The 15,748-nt window shown below is 71.3% G+C and carries 14 protein-coding genes; 8 read left to right on the top strand and 6 right to left on the bottom strand.

Features of this window, described 5'->3' with window-relative positions; genetic code table 11:
* The first annotated feature begins 121 nt into the window (after positions 1 to 121).
* The 8 genes from ABZ848_RS29960 to ABZ848_RS29925 all read left to right on the top strand — a co-directional run bounded on the left by ABZ848_RS29960 (position 122) and on the right by ABZ848_RS29925 (position 8,153).
* Positions 122 to 1,405 (top strand): GAF domain-containing protein, encoded by a 1,284-nt coding sequence (locus ABZ848_RS29960; protein ID WP_360836890.1) that lies wholly within the window; start codon positions 122 to 124, stop codon positions 1,403 to 1,405.
* 42 nt (positions 1,406 to 1,447) lie between these two features.
* Entirely contained in the window at positions 1,448 to 2,971 is a 1,524-nt protein-coding gene (locus tag ABZ848_RS29955) for an aldehyde dehydrogenase family protein (protein ID WP_360836930.1), read from the top strand.
* Positions 2,972 to 2,986: 15 nt separating this feature from the next.
* The gene (locus ABZ848_RS29950) at positions 2,987 to 3,229 is read left to right on the top strand and encodes a DUF779 domain-containing protein (protein WP_360836888.1); all 243 of its coding nucleotides are present in this window, start codon (positions 2,987 to 2,989) and stop codon (positions 3,227 to 3,229) included.
* Positions 3,226 to 4,239 (top strand): zinc-dependent alcohol dehydrogenase, encoded by a 1,014-nt coding sequence (locus ABZ848_RS29945; RefSeq protein ID WP_360836886.1) that lies wholly within the window; start codon positions 3,226 to 3,228, stop codon positions 4,237 to 4,239. The genes ABZ848_RS29950 and ABZ848_RS29945 overlap by 4 nt, the downstream gene beginning before the upstream one ends.
* Before the next feature lie 40 nt (positions 4,240 to 4,279).
* Positions 4,280 to 5,413, top strand: a complete 1,134-nt coding sequence (locus ABZ848_RS29940) for an NAD(P) transhydrogenase subunit alpha (protein WP_360836884.1) — start codon at positions 4,280 to 4,282, stop codon at positions 5,411 to 5,413.
* On the top strand, positions 5,410 to 5,721 hold the full coding sequence (locus tag ABZ848_RS29935) for an NAD(P) transhydrogenase subunit alpha (protein ID WP_360836883.1): 312 nt from the start codon (positions 5,410 to 5,412) through the stop codon (positions 5,719 to 5,721). The genes ABZ848_RS29940 and ABZ848_RS29935 overlap by 4 nt, the downstream gene beginning before the upstream one ends.
* Before the next feature lie 5 nt (positions 5,722 to 5,726).
* On the top strand, positions 5,727 to 7,139 hold the full coding sequence (locus ABZ848_RS29930) for an NAD(P)(+) transhydrogenase (Re/Si-specific) subunit beta (RefSeq protein ID WP_360836882.1): 1,413 nt from the start codon (positions 5,727 to 5,729) through the stop codon (positions 7,137 to 7,139).
* A gap of 150 nt (positions 7,140 to 7,289) precedes the next feature.
* Entirely contained in the window at positions 7,290 to 8,153 is an 864-nt protein-coding gene (locus ABZ848_RS29925) for a thermonuclease family protein (RefSeq protein WP_360836881.1), read from the top strand.
* A 9-nt stretch (positions 8,154 to 8,162) separates the two neighbouring features.
* On the opposite strand, the gene ABZ848_RS29920 is transcribed toward ABZ848_RS29925, so the two are convergent.
* The 6 genes from ABZ848_RS29920 to ABZ848_RS29895 form a co-directional block, all read right to left on the bottom strand.
* Entirely contained in the window at positions 8,163 to 9,788 is a 1,626-nt protein-coding gene (locus ABZ848_RS29920) for an NAD(P)-binding protein (protein WP_360836879.1), read from the bottom strand.
* Positions 9,785 to 10,792 (bottom strand): thiamine pyrophosphate-dependent enzyme, encoded by a 1,008-nt coding sequence (locus ABZ848_RS29915; protein ID WP_360836877.1) that lies wholly within the window; start codon positions 10,790 to 10,792, stop codon positions 9,785 to 9,787. Before ABZ848_RS29915 ends, ABZ848_RS29920 begins: the two co-directional genes overlap by 4 nt.
* The gene (gene porA / locus ABZ848_RS29910; protein WP_360836875.1) at positions 10,789 to 12,030 is read right to left on the bottom strand and encodes a pyruvate ferredoxin oxidoreductase; all 1,242 of its coding nucleotides are present in this window, start codon (positions 12,028 to 12,030) and stop codon (positions 10,789 to 10,791) included. The genes ABZ848_RS29915 and porA overlap by 4 nt, the downstream gene beginning before the upstream one ends.
* The gene (locus ABZ848_RS29905) at positions 12,014 to 12,592 is read right to left on the bottom strand and encodes a 2-oxoacid:acceptor oxidoreductase family protein (protein WP_360836873.1); all 579 of its coding nucleotides are present in this window, start codon (positions 12,590 to 12,592) and stop codon (positions 12,014 to 12,016) included. Before ABZ848_RS29905 ends, porA begins: the two co-directional genes overlap by 17 nt.
* Before the next feature lie 42 nt (positions 12,593 to 12,634).
* Complete coding sequence (locus ABZ848_RS29900) at positions 12,635 to 13,525, bottom strand: universal stress protein (protein ID WP_360836872.1); 891 nt, start codon at positions 13,523 to 13,525, stop codon at positions 12,635 to 12,637.
* Positions 13,526 to 13,672: 147 nt separating this feature from the next.
* Positions 13,673 to 15,481 (bottom strand): PAS domain S-box protein, encoded by a 1,809-nt coding sequence (locus ABZ848_RS29895; protein ID WP_360836870.1) that lies wholly within the window; start codon positions 15,479 to 15,481, stop codon positions 13,673 to 13,675.
* Positions 15,482 to 15,748 lie beyond the last annotated feature (267 nt).

The raw sequence follows: 15,748 nt of genomic DNA, 5'->3' as shown, positions 1-15,748 counted from the left end.
AGTTCCTCCCGACCCGAGCCCGAGCGGCCCCTGCCGCAGGGACGTTCGGCCTCTCCAGCCCTCCCCGCGCGGGGGCGAGGCTGGTGGTGCCGGTCCGGGAGGACGGCATGCAGGAGGTGACATGGACGCTTCCACAGCGGCCTCGGGTTCCGCGCTGCGCACCGCGCACGAGCGGCTCGCGGACTCGCCCGGAGCACCGCGGGCCGTGCGCGGCCTGGTCGTCGAGTCGTGGCGGCGCTGCGCCGCGTCGGACGTACGGGCCGACGGCGGCCGGCTGCCGCCTGTGCGGGCCACACCGGAGGAACTGACCGCCTATCGCCGTACCCATCCACTGGCCGCCGTGCTGCCCCTGTTCCGGGAGCTGCTCGGGGCCGGCGCCGCCGACGACGGGCATCTCTTCGCGGTCGGCGACGCCGACGGGACGCTGCTGTGGGTGGAGGGGGACTCCACCACCCTGCGGCGGGCCGAGTCCATGAACTTCGCCGAGGGCGCCCTGTGGGCCGAGGCACAGGCCGGGACGAATGCCCCCGGCACCGCGCTGCAACTGGCGCGCCCCGTCCAGATCGTGGCCGGCGAGCACTACAGCCCGGCGGTGCACGACTGGTCCTGTGCCGCCGCGCCCGTCAGGGACCTCGCCAACGGCCGGGTTCTGGGCGTCGTGGACCTCACGGGCGGTGCCACCATCGCCACGCCTCCCGCGTTCGCCGCCGTGCGTGCGGCCGCGCTGGCGGCGGAGGCGGAGCTCGCACACCGGCCGTCCGGACTGCCGGGCACCGGCGCGCGGCTGACCGCGCTGGGCCGCGACAGCGCGGTGCTGGAGACACAGGGGCGCCTGTTCCCGCTCAGCCCGCGGCACAGCGAGATCGTCGTCGCACTGGCCCTCGCGGGCCATGGGGTGAGCGGGGAACGGCTCGCCGTCGACCTGTCCGAGCGGGAGGTGCCGGCCTCGACCCTGCGTGCCGAGATGACCCGGCTGCGCGCGGTGCTCGGCCCCGGCCTGCTCGGCTCACGCCCGTACGCGCTGCTGTGCGGCGTGCGCAGCGACTTCACCGAGGTGGCCGAGCTGCTCGCGGCGGGCCGGGTGGCCGAGGCGCTCGCCCGCTACCCCGGTCCGCTGCTGCCGCGCTCCGATGCGCCCGTGGTGGTGGAGCAACGGCGCGCCCTGGAACAGCAGTTGCGCGGCGCCGTACTCGCCGCCGGCGACACCACGCTGCTGCGCCGCTGGGTGGGCGCCGAATGGGGCGCCGCCGACGCCTCCGCGTGGCTGGCCCTCGCCCACCGGCTTCCGGGCGGCTCGGCGCAGCGGGCCGCCGCAGCGGCCCGCGCCCGCGCACTGGACTCCCGGCTGACGGCCGGACCGCAGCTCGTCCGGCATGCAGCGTGGTTGCAGCGTTCCCGCTCCTAGCGTCTGGACCATCACCCGATCGTCGTGTCAGGAAAGGGGACGATCATGAAGTACGACCCTCCCGGCAGGCCCGGCAGTCCTGTGGACGTCGCGCCCCGGTACGAGAACTTCATCGGTGGCAAGTGGCAGGCGCCCAGCACCGGCCAGTACTCCGTCAACCTGTGCCCCGCGACGGCGAAGCCGCTGTGCGAGGTCCCGAAGTCGGGCGCCGAGGACATCGAACTCGCCCTGGACGCCGCGCACTCCGCCAAGGACGCCTGGGGGGAGGCCTCCACGGCCCAGCGCGCCGCCGTCCTGAACAAGGTGGCCGACGCGATCGACGCCCACCGCGAGGAACTCGCGGTCGCCGAGAGCTGGGACAACGGCAAGCCGGTGCGCGAGACCCTGGCCGCCGACATCCCCCTGGCGGCCGACCACTTCCGCTACTTCGCGGCCGCGATCCGGGCCGAGGAGAGCGAGATCACCGAGATCGACAAGGACCTGATCGCCTACCACTTCCACGAGCCGCTGGGCGTGGTCGGCCAGATCATCCCCTTCAACTTCCCGCTGCTGATGGCCGCGTGGAAGCTGGCCCCGGCGCTCGCCGCGGGCAACACCTCGGTGCTCAAGCCCGCCTCCCCGACCCCCTGGTCGATCCTGAAGCTGATGGAGGTCGTCGGCGACATCCTGCCGCCCGGCGCGGTCAACGTCGTCAACGGACCCGGCGCCGAGATCGGCAAGGCCCTCGCCACCAACAAGCGCATCGCCAAGGTCGCCTTCACCGGGGAGACCACCACCGGCCGGCTGATCATGCAGTACGCGGCGCAGAACATCATCCCGGTCACCCTGGAGCTGGGCGGCAAGTCGCCGAACATCTTCTTCAACGACGTGGCCGCGGCCGACGACGACTTCCTCAACAAGGCCGTCGAGGGCCTGGTGCTCTACGCGTTCAACAAGGGCGAGGTGTGCACCTGCCCCTCCCGCGCGCTGATCCAGGAGGACATCTACGAGGAGTTCATGGGCCGCTGCCTGGAACGCATCCGCGCCATCAGGCAGGGCGACCCGCTGGACACCGCGACCATGATCGGCCCGCAGGTGTCCAGGCAGCAGGTCGAGAAGATCGCGTCGTACGTGGAGATCGGGGTGAAGGAGGGCGCCGAACTCCTGACGGGCGGTCACCGGCCCACCATCGGCGGCGAGTTCACGGACGGCTACTTCTACGAGCCGACCGTCCTCAAGGGCCACAACAAGATGCGGGTCTTCCAGGAGGAGATCTTCGGACCCGTCCTCGCCGTCACCACCTTCAAGGACGAGGCCGAGGCCCTGGAGATCGCCAACGACACGCTGTACGGCCTCGGGGCCGGCGTGTGGAGCCGCGACACCGGCCGCACCTACCGGATGGGCCGGGCCATCAAGGCCGGCCGCGTCTGGACGAACTGCTACCACCAGTACCCCGCGGGTGCCGCGTTCGGTGGCTACAAGGTCTCCGGCATCGGCCGCGAGACGCACAAGATGATGCTCGAGCACTACAGCCAGACCAAGAACCTCCTGGTCAGCTACAGCGACAAGCCGCTCGGGCTGTTCTAGGAGGGGTGCGGCGACATGCCCGAGAACGGCACCGTCGGACGCGTCACCGCCACGCGGGCGGCGCGCAGGGCGATCACGGCCCTGTGCGCCTCCCACGGCGGGCCGGTGATGTTCGTCCAGTCGGGCGGCTGCTGCGACGGCAGCGACCCGATGTGCTTCCCGGGCGGCGGATTCTCCCTCGCAGCCGGAGACGGGCTGCACTTCGTGACCCGGGTCAGGGCGACCCGGAAACAGACCAGTCGAGGAGAGGAACGATGAAGGCAGCAGTCGTCACCGACTTCGGCAAGCCCCTGGAGATCCAGGAGCTGCCGACACCCGAGCCCGGCCCCGGCCAGGTGCTCGTCAAGATGGAGGCCTCCGGTCTCTGCCACACCGACATCCACGCCGCCCACGGCGACTGGCCCGTCAAGCCGCGGCCGCCGTTCATCCCCGGGCACGAGGGCATCGGCCCCGTGACCGCCGTCGGCGCCGGCGTCTCCGCAGACCTGATCGGCAAGCGGGTCGCCGTCCCGTGGCTCGGCTCGTCCTGCGGCACCTGCCGCTACTGCGTCTCCGGCTGGGAGACCCTGTGCGAGGCGCAGGTCAACTCCGGCTACTCCGTGGACGGTTGCTACGCCGAGTACGCCGTCGCGAGCGCGGGCGCGGTCGTCCGGGTCCCGGACGGGGTCACGTCCTTCGACGCGGCGCCCCTGACCTGCGCGGGCGTCACCACGTACAAGGCGATCAAGGTCGCCCGCGTGGTCCCGGCCGAGCGCGTCGCGGTCTTCGGCGTCGGCGGCCTCGGCCACCTCGCACTGCAGTACGCACGCCTGGTGGGAGGCCTCGTCACCGCCGTCGACCTGGAACCCGACAAGCTGGGCCTGGCCCACCGGCTCGGCGCCGACCAGATCGTCAACGCCCGCACCCACGACCCGGTCGAGGAGATCAAGAAGGCCGGCGGCGCGGACGTCGCGGTGGTGCTGGCCGCCGCACCCAAGGCGTTCGAGCAGGCGTACCGGTCCCTCAACCGCGGCGGACGGCTCGTCATGGTCGCCCTGCCCGCGGACGACGCGGCCATCAACGTGCCGATCTTCGAGACCGTCCTGGGCGGCATCTCGGTCATCGGCTCCATCGTCGGCACCCGTCAGGACCTGACCGAGGTGTTCGCGCTGCACGCGGCCGGACGCACCCAGGTCATCGCCGAGACCCGGCGACTGGACGAGGTCAACGACTCCTTCGACGAGGTCCTCGGCGGACGGGCCGAAGCCCGGCTCGTCTTCGAGTTCTGAGACCCGCCACCACACGGGTCACAGAGAGAGGCAGCAGATCATGGCCACCGTCACCGTAGGTGCCGTACGGGAACGGGCGCCCGGCGAACGCCGCGTCGCCCTCGTCCCCGAGGCCGTCACCCTTCTGCGCCGGGCCGGACTCGACGTCCTGATCGAGGCCGGGGCCGGAGCCGGCGCCTGGTTCACGGACGCCGAGTACACCGACGTCGGCGCACGGGTCGTACCCCCGGAACAGCTGTACGCACACGCGGACGTCGTCCTGTGCGTCGGCCCGCCGGATCCGGAGACCGCGCAGGCGCTGCGCAGCGGGCAGACCCTGATCGGCCTGCTCGAACCACTGCGCCACCTCGCCCTCGTGCAGGAGCTGTACCGGCGCGGAGTTCGCCCGGTGAGCCTCGATCTGCTGCCGCGCACCCTCAGCCGCGCCCAGTCCATGGACGCGCTGACCTCCCAGGCCAGTGTCGCCGGCTACAAGGCGGCGGTGCTGGCGGCCGATTCGTACGACCGCTTCTTCCCGATGCTGACCACCGCGGCGGGCACCATGCGTCCGGCGCAGGTCCTGGTCCTCGGTGCCGGAGTGGCCGGGCTGCAGGCGATCGCCACCGCCCGCCGCCTCGGCGCCGTCGTCACGGCGTACGACGTACGCCCCGAGTCCCGAGAGGAGGTGGAGTCGCTCGGCGCCCGATTCCTGGACGTACAGCGCCCGCCAGGCACCGAATCGGGCGCCGGACAGGGCGGATACGCACGGGAGCTGTCGGCGGCGGAGCAGGCGGCCCAGCGGGAGGCGCTGGACGCCCACATCGCCCGTACCGACATCGTGATCACGACCGCGCAGGTGCCGGGCCGCAGGCCGCCGCTGCTGGTGACCGCGGCCGCCGTCGAGGCCATGAAGCCCGGCTCGGTCGTCGTCGACCTCGCCGCGAGCGAACTCGGCGGCAACGTCGAGGGTTCCGAGCCGGAGAAGACGGTCGTGCTGGACAACGGCGTCACCGTCATCGGAGCCGGACGTCTGCCGTCCGCGATGGCGACCGCCGCCTCCACGGCCTACGCCCGCAATCTCGTCGCGCTCCTGCGGCACCTCGTGCGCGACGGCGAACTCGTCCTCGACCCGGGCGACGAGATCACGGCCGCGCTCATGGGAGGAGCATCCGAGAAGGGAGGCGTGTCCTCATGAACAACCTCGATCTCCTCACCGCGATCACCGTCTTCGTGCTGAGCGTGCTGGTCGGCGTCGAGGTCATCAGCAAGGTCCCCGCGACCCTGCACACACCCCTGATGTCCGGCTCGAACTCGGTGCACGGCATCGTCGTCATCGGCGCCATGCTGATCGCGGCCGAGTCGCACACCTGGCTCGGCTACGTCCTCGCCTTCGTCGCCATGGTGTTCGGCGCGACGAACGTCGTCGGCGGCTATGTCGTCACCGACCGGATGCTGGAGATGTTCAGGGCCAAGCCGCGCAGCGGCGACAAGGCGGAGGTGTGAGCGCCATGGACACCGTCTCCAACGCCGTGCATTACGTCTTCCTGGCCGCGGCCGTCTGCTTCGTCCTCGGCCTGCACCTGATGAACCACCCCCGTACGGCCCGCCGTGGCAACGCGATCTCCGCCTCGGGCATGGCCGTCGCGATCGCGGCCACGGTGTGGCTGGTGGTCCACGAGGGGACTATCACCACCACCGGCTGGCTCGTGCTCGTCTCGGGCGGGCTCGTCGGCGGCGCGCTCGGCCTGTACGCCGCGCGCGAGGTCAAGATGACCGCCATGCCCCAACTGGTCAGCCTGTTCAACGCGGTGGGCGGCGGGGCGGCCGCACTCATCGCGGTCAACGACCTGCTCCAGGCCGACGACCCGGCCGCGCTGGGCGCACGGGTCTCCCTCCCGGGCGCCCTGGACATCGTCATCGGCGCGGTCACCTTCTCCGGATCGCTGATCGCCGCGGGCAAGCTGCAAGGCGTCGTCTCCGGCGCGCCGGTGGTCTTTCCGGGAGCGCGGCTGCTGAACGTGGCGCTGCCGTTGTCCTTCGTCGCCGGCACGGTCTGGCTGGTCCTGTCGCCGGATTCCTCGACCGCCCTGTACGGGCTCGTGGCCGTCGCCCTGCTCTTCGGGGTGACGATGGTGCTGCCCATCGGCGGCGCCGACATGCCGGTCGTCATCGCCCTGCTGAACGCCTTCACCGGCTCGGCCGTCGCGATGGCGGGCTTCGTCCTCGACGAGACCGCGCTGATCATCGCGGGCATGCTCGTCAGCTCCTCGGGCGGCATCCTGACCAAGCTGATGGCCGACGCCATGAACCGCTCGATCGCCAACGTGGTGGTCGGAGGCTTCGGCACCGGCGACAGCGCTCCCGCCGCGACCGGCGGAGCCCCGGCCCAGGTCCGCTCGGTCTCCGCGGACGACGTGGCCGTCCAGCTGGCGTACGCGAGCCGGGTCGTCTTCGTCCCCGGCTACGGTCTCGCCGCCGCCCAGGCCCAGCACGAACTCGGCGACCTGGCCCAGCTGCTGACCGACCACGGCGTCGAGGTCAGCTACGCCATCCACCCGGTCGCGGGCCGGATGCCCGGGCACATGAACGTGCTGCTGGCCGAGGCCAACGTCCCCTATCCGCAGCTGAAGGAGATGGACGAGGTCAACCCCGAGTTCCCGCAGGCCGACGTCGCCCTCGTCATCGGCGCGAACGACGTCACCAACCCGATTGCCCGCAAGCCCGGCAACGCGATCTCCGGCATGCCGATCCTCGACGTCGACAAGGCGAAGAGCGTCGTCGTCATCAAGCGGTCGATGGGCCACGGCTACGCCGGAATCGACAACGAGCTCTACACCAACCCCAAGACCGGGATGTTCTTCACCGACGCGAAGAAGGGACTGAGTGAACTGAAGACGGCGGTCGGCGAGTTCGTCGGCTGACACCGGACGCGGTGAACCCCCGTGTACGTCGCGGGGGTTCTGTCCTGTCCGTCACCTGTACGAGCTTCGGCCCGATTCTGTATCACGCCGGTGCTCCCCATCGCCCTTCCGGTCACAGTGAGTTCACCGTGACCGGAAGGGGGATCCGCCATGTCGATGCTGCTGATCGAGGGTGTGTACAGGATCGTCGGGGCGAGTCCGGACGGGGACTCAGTGCGTTTCTACCCCGCCGATCCCAGCCAGTGGGACCTGCTGCGAGGACGAAGGGTACGGCGCAACCAGGCGGGCGGCGCCCAGCTGCGGCTGGACGGCATCGACACCCTGGAGACCCACTACCGTCCGCCGCACGGACCCGAACTCCACCAGCCCGCGCCCTACGCAGCCAAGGCCGCCGAGGAGCTGCTCGACCGGCTGGGTTTCAGCGACGTCGAGCGCGACAGCCGCGGCATCGTCAAACGGGCCACCCCGGAATCCCGGCCCGGCTACATCTTCACCCGCAGCGCGGACGTGCACGGCCGGTGCGTGGCCTTCGCCGGTGTCGGTGCCGCTCCCGGCCCGAGCGGCACCTTCGTGAGGTTCGAGGTCTCCGATCTCCTCGACACGCTCAACCACCATCAGCTCGCCGAGGGACTGGCCTACCCCACCTTCTACCGTCAGCTCTTCGTCGACCTCCGAGAGGCCATGGCCACTGCGGCGCAGGAGGCACGGGCGGCGGACAAGGGGCTGTGGCAGAGCGACCAGACCCAGAGCGGCGCGAAGATCACCGGGCTGGACTCGCTGACCACGTCCGCGGTACTGCTGCCCAAGCTGTTCCGCCGCCTGGCCGACTACCTCGTACTGGGCGACGGGAACCCCTCGCTCGACGGCTTCCACGCCTACCTCGCCCAGCGCGACGACCGGCTGCTCATCGTCTCCAATGGTCAGTGGACCGGCTTCGACACCGTCGTCGACGTCGCCGCCGACGCCGTGAAACTCACTCACCCGCCGGAGGACCTGGTCTTCGACGAGAAGTGACAGGACAGGTCACTCCTCCGGCACCATCTCGATCGCCCCGCACGGACACTCGGCCGCGCACAGACCGCACCCCTTGCAGTAGTCGAGGTCGATCGAAAACCCCTTGCCAGGGCCCAGCTTGGTGATCGCGTTGTCCGGGCAGACGCCGTAGCAGTTGTCGCACTCGAAGCAGTTCCCGCACGACATGCAGCGCCGCGCCTCGAACAGGGCGGTGGACTCGTCGAGTCCCTGCACGACCTCGTCGAACGTCGAGACCCGGCGGGCGACTTCGAGCGTCGGCCGCACCGAGGCCGGGGCGTCGGAGTAGTACCAGGTGTTGAGCCGGTCGGAGGACGCGAGGGCGTGCTTGGGGCCGGGCTCGTGCACCGTGCCGCGCAGATACGCGTCGATGTGCCGCGCCGCCTTCTTGCCGTGCCCCACCGCCACGGTCACCGTCCGCTCCGCGGGCACCATGTCGCCGCCGGCGAAGATGCCCTGACGGCCCGTCATCAGACCGTCGGCGACCCGCACCATGCCGTGGTCGAGGGTCAGCTCCGGCACGTCCCGCAGCAGGGACAGGTCGGAGTCCTGGCCCAGCGCGAGCACCACGCTGTCCGCCTCCAGTTCCTCGAACTCGCCGGTGGGCTGCGGGAATCCGGTCTCGTCCAGTTCCATCCGCTCGATGGTCAGCCGGCCCTCTTCGGCGTGCTTGATGGTGGACAGCCACTTCATCCGCACGCCCTCCTCCAGCGCCTCCTCGACCTCGACGTCATGGGCGGGCATACGGTCCCGGGTGCGCCGGTAGACCACCACGGCCTCCGTCGCACCGAGCCGGCGTGCGGTGCGGGCCGCGTCCATGGCCGTGTTGCCGCCGCCGTAGACGGCGACCCTGCGACCGAGGAGCGGCGGGCCCTCGCCCTCCATGCTGCCCAGCACGGACACCGCGTCGAGGATGCGCGCGCTGTCCCCGGCCGGGATGTAGGCGCGCTTGCCGATGCCCGCGCCCACGGCCAGGAACACGGCGTCGAAGCCGCCGTCGGCCTGCGCGGTGAGCACGTCGTCGACCTTGGTGCCGAGTTCGAGGGTGACGCCCATGGCCGTGATCCGGTCGATCTCCGCGCCCAGCACCTCGCGCGGCAGCCGGTAGCGCGGGATGCCGTACCGCATCATGCCGCCGGGCTTGTGCTGCGCCTCGCGGACCGTCACCTCGTGTCCGAGCAGCCGCAGATGGTACGCGGCCGACAGTCCGGCCGGACCGGACCCGACGACCAGGACACGCTTCCCACTCGACTCCGCCGGGGCCTCGATGCTCCAGCCCCGCCTGATGGCCTCGTCGCCCAGGAACCGCTCGATCGAGTTGATGCCGACCGCGTTGTCGACCTGGACGCGGTTGCAGGCGGTCTCGCACGGGTGGTAGCAGACGCGGCCCATGACGGCGGGCAGCGGGTTGTCCCGCATCAGCTGCCGCCAGGCGGACTCGTAGTCGCCGCTCTCCGCGTGGTACAGCCACTGCTGGATGTTCTCCCCGGCCGGGCACGCCTGGTTGCACGGCGGCAACCGGTCGACGTAGAGCGGTCGTTCGGTGCGCCAGGCGCCGGTGTGGTTGGCGAGGCTGGAGCCGACGTTCAGGGTGATGGCGAACGGTTTGTCCTTCACGGCACGTCCTCCTGTGCCAGCAGCCCGAAACGGCTGATGTTGCGGTCGGCGGCCCGTTGCAGCCGGGCGATGACATCGGTACGCAGCTCCGGCTCGAAGAGGTGCGCGTACCGTTTCTGCGGGCGCAGGTACTCCTCGACGGGCAGGCGCCGCCGGATCCGCGTCACGTCGGTGACCTCGCCGTCCCTGGCCTCGAACACCGGGAACAGGCCGGTCTGTTCGGCCAGCCGGGCGATCCGCACCGTGTCGTGGGAGGCCGTGCCCCAGCCCAGCGGGCAGGGCACCAGCACATGCAGATAGCGGGCGCCGCGCATCCCCATCGCCCGGTGCACCTTGGCCTCCAGGTCGCGCAGTCCCGCGACGGTGGCCGTGGCGACGTACGGGATCTGGTGGGCCATCGCGATCAGCGGCAGGCTCTTGCCCTGCCCGAAGGGGGCGCCGGGCTCCTCGCCGACCGCCTGCGTGGTGGCGGTGCGCGCGGTCGGGGGAGTGGCCCCCGAGCGCTGCACGCCGGTGTTCATGTAGGCCTCGTTGTCGTAACAGACGTACAGGACGTCGTCGCCCCGCTCGAACATCCCCGACAGACAGCCGAGGCCGATGTCGACGGTGCCGCCGTCGCCACCCTGCCCGACCACCCGGATGTCCGTACGGCCCTTGGCCCGCAGGGCTGCCGCCACCCCGGCGGCGACCGCGGGGGCGTTGCCGAACAGCGAGTGCAGCCACGGCAGTTGCCACGACGTCTCCGGATACGGGGTGGAGAACACCTCCAGACAGCCCGTCGCGTTGACGGCGATCACCTTGCCGCCGGACGCCCGTTGGGCGGCGTCCAGGATGTAGCGGGCGCCGAGCGCCTCGCCGCAGCCCTGGCAGGCCCGGTGGCCGCAGGTGAGCGCGTTGGATCGGGCCGGGTCGGCCTGGTCGGACTGCGACTCGGGTCCCAGCAGCCGGTTTCCGGCGGCGAAGCTGCCCACCTGGTAGAACTTGACCTGTTGCGTGGCGCTCATCGGTTGCTCCCCACATCGCGCAGGATGTTCTCGGCGGACGGACCCGATCGCCTGGTCTTCGCCATCCGCGCCAACTCACGGTCCACCAGCTCGGTGTTGAGATCGAGGAAGGTCAGCTGCTCCAGCTTCCCGGCCATCGCGTCGTCGAACAGCCGGTGCAGGGACGCCTTGGTGATCGGGCGCCCGCCGAGCCCGGCGATCACCGTGTGACCGTCGAGCTGGATGCCGGACAGCGCGGTCCGGACGTTCGCCGACACGATCCCGCCGATGCCGACCGCCAACGCCCGCTCCAGCACGACCACGTGTCGCGCGCCGCCGAGCACGGCCCGTACCGCGTCCAGTGGGAAGGGCCGGAAGGACGTGATCGCCAGGGCACCGATCCGCACCCCGCGCGTCCGCATCTCGTCGACGACGTCGCACACCGTCCCGAACACCGAGCCGAGCGCGACCACGATCGTCTCGGCGTCCTCACAGGCGTACGGATGCGCCAGCCCGCCGGAGCGCCGCCCGAAGACCTGCCGGAACTCCTCGGCCACCCGCGGGATCGCGTCCAGCGCCTGCATCTGCTTGGCGTGCGCCAGATAGCGCACCTCGGTGAAGGCGTCCGGCCCGACCATCGCGCCGATCGACACGGGGTCCTCCGGGTCCAGCACCTGACGGGGCTCGTACGGCGGCAGGAACGCGTCCACCTGCGCCTGCTCCGGCACTTCGATCCGCTCCCAGGCGTGGGTGAGCACGAAGCCGTCCATGCACACCATCACCGGCAGCGACAGCTCCTCGGCCAGCCGGAAGGCCTGCGGATGCAGGTCGGCGGCCTCCTGGTTGTCACGCGCGTACAGCTGGATCCAGCCCGAGTCGCGCTGCGACATGGAGTCGCTGTGGTCGTTCCAGATGTTGATGGGCGCGCCGATGGCCCGGTTGGCGACCGTCATCACGATCGGCAGCCCGAGCCCGGAGGCGTTGTAGAGCGCCTCCACCATGTACAGCAGGCCCTGGCTCGCAGTCGCTGTGTACGTGCGAGCCCCTGCGGCCGAAGCCCCGATGCACATCGACATCGCGGCGAACTCCGACTCGACGTTGACGTATTCGCACGGCTTCAGCGCCCCTGACTTCACCAGGCGGCTGAGCTCCTCGACGATGTGCGTCTGCGGCGAGATCGGATACGCCGCGATCACCTCGGGCCGGCAGCAGGCGACGGTCTCGGCGACCGCACGCGAGCCCTCAGTCTGCTTGAGCATGCGCCCGCTCCTCCCGCTGGGCCTTGCTGACATGGGCGTGGGCCTCCCGGGCCGCGGCGGCGTTGGCCCGCCCCAGCTCGCCGGGGAACCGTTCGTGGACGGCGGCGGTGAGCGAGTCGATCGTCACGCAGCCGGTGAGTGCGGCAAGGCCGCCGAGCAGGACGATGTTCGGCACGGGCCTGCCGAAGTGGCGTACGGCGAACGCGGTGGCCGGGACGGTGAGGACATGACCCGTGAACTCCGCGAGGCCCAGGTCGGCGGCGGATCGCGGTGAGTTGATCAGCACGTCACCGCCGGGCCGCAGCCCTTCGAAGACGTTCACCTGATGCAGCAGCGTGGGGTCCTGGACCACCAGCGCGTCGGGCCGCATGACGGGCTCGCGCACCCGGATGGGCCGGTCGTCGATGCGACAGAAGGCCACCACCGGCGCCCCCGTCCGCTCCGATCCGAAGCTGGGGAACGCCTGCGCGTGGCGGTCCTCCATGAACGCCGCCACCGACAACAACTCGGCGGCCGTGACGGCACCCTGGCCGCCACGGCCGTGGATACGAACCTGGAACACGGCACCTTCCCTTCCGGACTGGGATCCGTGGCTACGGACGGGTCACTCGTGCGGGACGATCGCGACCGGGCAGCGGACGTGGTGCATCACCGCGTGCGCGACCGGTCCGGTGTGCGCGCCGAGCCTGCCCGGACGGAGCCTGCGGCCGACGACCAGCAGTCCCGCGTCCCGCGCGGCGTGCAGCAACAGCTGTGCCGGGCGCTCGTCCTCCACCAGCGTCCGGACCTGAACCGTCGGATACTTCTCCTGCCACGGCCCGAGCGCACCGGCCAGGATCTGCTCGGCCGTCCGCTGCGCGGTGATGCTCATGGTGGCCGCCGTCGCGGGCGGGGCGTACGGGAGATGCCAGGCGTGGGCCACCAGCAGCGGCGCCGAACGCAGCGCGGCGCTCTCGAAGGCGAACGCCAGCAGTTCCTCGCAGGAATGGGCGGTGTCCAGACCGACCACCACATCGCGGTACGGGGTGTGGACCGAAGGGCGGCCCTCCGTGTTCGGCAGATGGTCGTCCTCGGCGGTCCGGTCGGCCCGCACCAGCACCACGGGCCTGGCCACATGGGCCACGGTGGCGAGCGCCACGGACCCGGCCATGAAGCCGCCGAACCCGCTGAACGCCCGGCTGCCCAGCACGAGCAGCTCGGCCTCGTCACCTGCCGCGACCAGCGCGTCAGCAGCCGGCCTCGGGATTTGCTCGGCGCTCAGATAGACCTGCGGATGACGCTCGTTGAGCTCGTCCATGGCCCCGCGCAGGATCCGCCGGGCCCAGTAGCGCGGCGCCTCCAGCTCGGGCAGTTGCGACACGTCGGGGGACAGGCCCTCCCACGCGTGCACCAGGCGCAGCGGCAGGCCGCGCCGCAACGCCTCCCCGGCCGCCCAGTCGGCGGCGGCGAGGCTCTCACGTGAACCGTCCAGGCCTACGACAACGGGGCGAAGCACGGCCGACACCTCCCCGGATCGCTGTCCGCACTCTTCCCGGCGGACCTCCGCACCTCCAGCGTCCGGCGAGCGGGTGTGCGCGGGCAGGGGCTGCGTGGCCTCAGGAAGGGGCCGAACGGCCCCGAGCCGTCGATCGCGCCTTCGCGCTCACAGCTTGAGCGTGAACCAGGTGGTCTTGCCCTCGTCGGTGGGGCGCACGCCCCAGTCCGCGGCGAGCGCGCGGACCAGGATCAGGCCCCGGCCGGACTCCTCGTCGTCGGCCGCCAGGCGCGGCTGGGGGAGGTGCGGACTGTGGTCGCTGACCTCGACGGTGAGCTCCGACTCGGTGCGGCGCAGCTGCAGGACGATGGGGCCGACGGCGTGCTGGACGGCGTTGGTCAGGGTCTCCGACAGCAGCAGGACCGCGTCGTCCCGGGCGTCGGTGCAGTCCCAGGCGACGAGCGCCTTGTGCAGGAAGGCCCGTCCCTCGGGCACGGACGACGGCACGGCGTCCAGATCGGTGCTCAGGGACGCCAGCGGCGCGGCCGGCAACTGCGCCAGCAGCAGGGTGACGTCGTCGTTGTGGCTGTCCGCGTCGGGCAGCAGGCCGGCCAGGACGCTGTCGGCGACGGTCTCCAGGCAGGCGGTGTCGGTGAAGGACTCCTCCAGGACGACGGCGAGTTCGCTGACCCGGCCCTCGATGTCGCTGTCGGGCGTCTCGATGAGCCCGTCGGTGTAGAGGACGAGGGTGGCGCCCGGCGGGATGGCCATGCAGGACTGCTGGTAGAGGACGCCGCCGACGCCCAGCGGTGCGTTGACGGGGGAGTCCAGGCCGTGCACTCCCTGGCCGGGAGCGGCGACCAGGGTCGGCAGATGACCGGCCGAGCACACGGTCACCGTGCCCGTGTCCGGGGCGATCACCAGATAGCAGCAGGTCACGAGCTGGTCGGGGACATCGAGGTCGGCCACGCAGGCGTCCAGGGCCTGCATCAGCTGGCGCGGCTGCATGCCGGTCTTGGCGAGCGCGTGGGCCGCCGAGCGCAACTGGCCCATGACGGCAGCCGCCTCCAGACCACGGCCCATCACGTCGCCCATCAGCACACCGACCCGGTCCGCCCCCAGCGGAATGAGGTCGAACCAGTCGCCGCCGACGCCTGCGCCCTGGGTGGCGGGCCGGTAGCGGCTCGCGGTGGCCAGACCCGGTATGGCCGGCGGGGCGCCCATCAGGCTGCGCTGCAGGGTGAGGGCGATGTGACGTTGCTGCTCGTACAGCGCGGTCAGTTCGGCCTCCGCGCGCTTGCGGTCGCTGATGTCCCGCACGATGGCGCACGCGCCGACGACCGTGCCATCGGTGTCCCGGGTGGGCCACAGCGTGACGTCGACGTCCAGCATGGCGCCGGTCCTGGTGACCCGCAGCGTCTCGAAGTGCTCGACCTTCTCGCCGTGCCGCAGCCGTTCCATGAGCGCGCTGATCTCGTCGCCCAGGTCGGGCGGGGCGAGCACCGACACGTGTCGGCCGATGGCCTGCTCGGCCGTGTAGCCGTACAGGCTCTGCGCGGCTGCGTTCCAGTAGGTGATGTACCCGTCGAGGGTCTTGGCCAGGATCGCGTCCTGGGACGACTCGACAAGGGCCGCGAGTTCGTTGATACGGGCCTCGGCGGCCTTGCGGTCGCTGACGTCGCGCACGGCCGCGGAGACGAGCAGCCCGTCGGCCGTCTCCAGCGGGCTCAGACTGATCTCGACCGGGAACTCCGTGCCGTCCTTGCGCAGTCCGTGCAGGTCGAGACCGGCTCCCATCGGGCGGACCTGGCGGTTGGCCGCGTAACCGCCGCGGTGCTGAGTGTGCTGGGCGTGGAAGCGGTGCGGCATCAGCAACTCGACCGGGCGGTCGAGCAGTTCCTCGCGGCGATAACCGAAGAGGGCCTCGGTCTGGGCGTTGACCAGCTTGATCGTCCCGGTGTCGTCGACGATCACCATAGCGTCCGGAGCCGCCTCCAGCAGGCCCCTGAACCTTTCTTCCGCGGTCCCCGACCCGCTCCGCACAGGTCCGCCTCCACACCCACAGTGCCCGCCGCCGGCCAGCCCAGCCGACGGGGCCGTCTCCACTCTCACGAAGTCGCCCATGTCCACCCCCCACTTCGCCGCGCACCGTGGTCCGGGTCATCCCAGCGCACCCGAACCGGACGCACTGTCATTTGTCGCCTACTGTCCGTCACTTGCCCGAACCTGTCCGTCACCGGAACC

Origin of the sequence: Streptomyces sp. NPDC047081 (genome assembly GCF_040643775.1) — a bacterium.
GTDB lineage: Bacteria > Actinomycetota > Actinomycetes > Streptomycetales > Streptomycetaceae > Streptomyces.
This window is presented reverse-complemented; position numbering and strand designations above follow the sequence as displayed.

Bases quoted from the DNA above. Each gene is read 5' to 3' on its own strand.
- ABZ848_RS29960 (WP_360836890.1), top strand. From the start codon at position 122: ATGGACGCTTCCACAGCGGCCTCGGGTTCCGCGCTGCGCACCGCGCAC.
- ABZ848_RS29950 (WP_360836888.1), top strand. From the start codon at position 2,987: ATGCCCGAGAACGGCACCGTCGGACGCGTCACCGCCACGCGGGCGGCG.
- ABZ848_RS29945 (WP_360836886.1), top strand. From the start codon at position 3,226: ATGAAGGCAGCAGTCGTCACCGACTTCGGCAAGCCCCTGGAGATCCAG.
- ABZ848_RS29940 (WP_360836884.1), top strand. From the start codon at position 4,280: ATGGCCACCGTCACCGTAGGTGCCGTACGGGAACGGGCGCCCGGCGAA.
- ABZ848_RS29935 (WP_360836883.1), top strand. From the start codon at position 5,410: ATGAACAACCTCGATCTCCTCACCGCGATCACCGTCTTCGTGCTGAGC.
- ABZ848_RS29930 (WP_360836882.1), top strand. From the start codon at position 5,727: ATGGACACCGTCTCCAACGCCGTGCATTACGTCTTCCTGGCCGCGGCC.
- ABZ848_RS29925 (WP_360836881.1), top strand. From the start codon at position 7,290: ATGTCGATGCTGCTGATCGAGGGTGTGTACAGGATCGTCGGGGCGAGT.
- ABZ848_RS29915 (WP_360836877.1), bottom strand. From the start codon at position 10,792: ATGAGCGCCACGCAACAGGTCAAGTTCTACCAGGTGGGCAGCTTCGCC.
- porA (WP_360836875.1), bottom strand. From the start codon at position 12,030: ATGCTCAAGCAGACTGAGGGCTCGCGTGCGGTCGCCGAGACCGTCGCC.
- ABZ848_RS29895 (WP_360836870.1), bottom strand. From the start codon at position 15,481: ATGGTGATCGTCGACGACACCGGGACGATCAAGCTGGTCAACGCCCAG.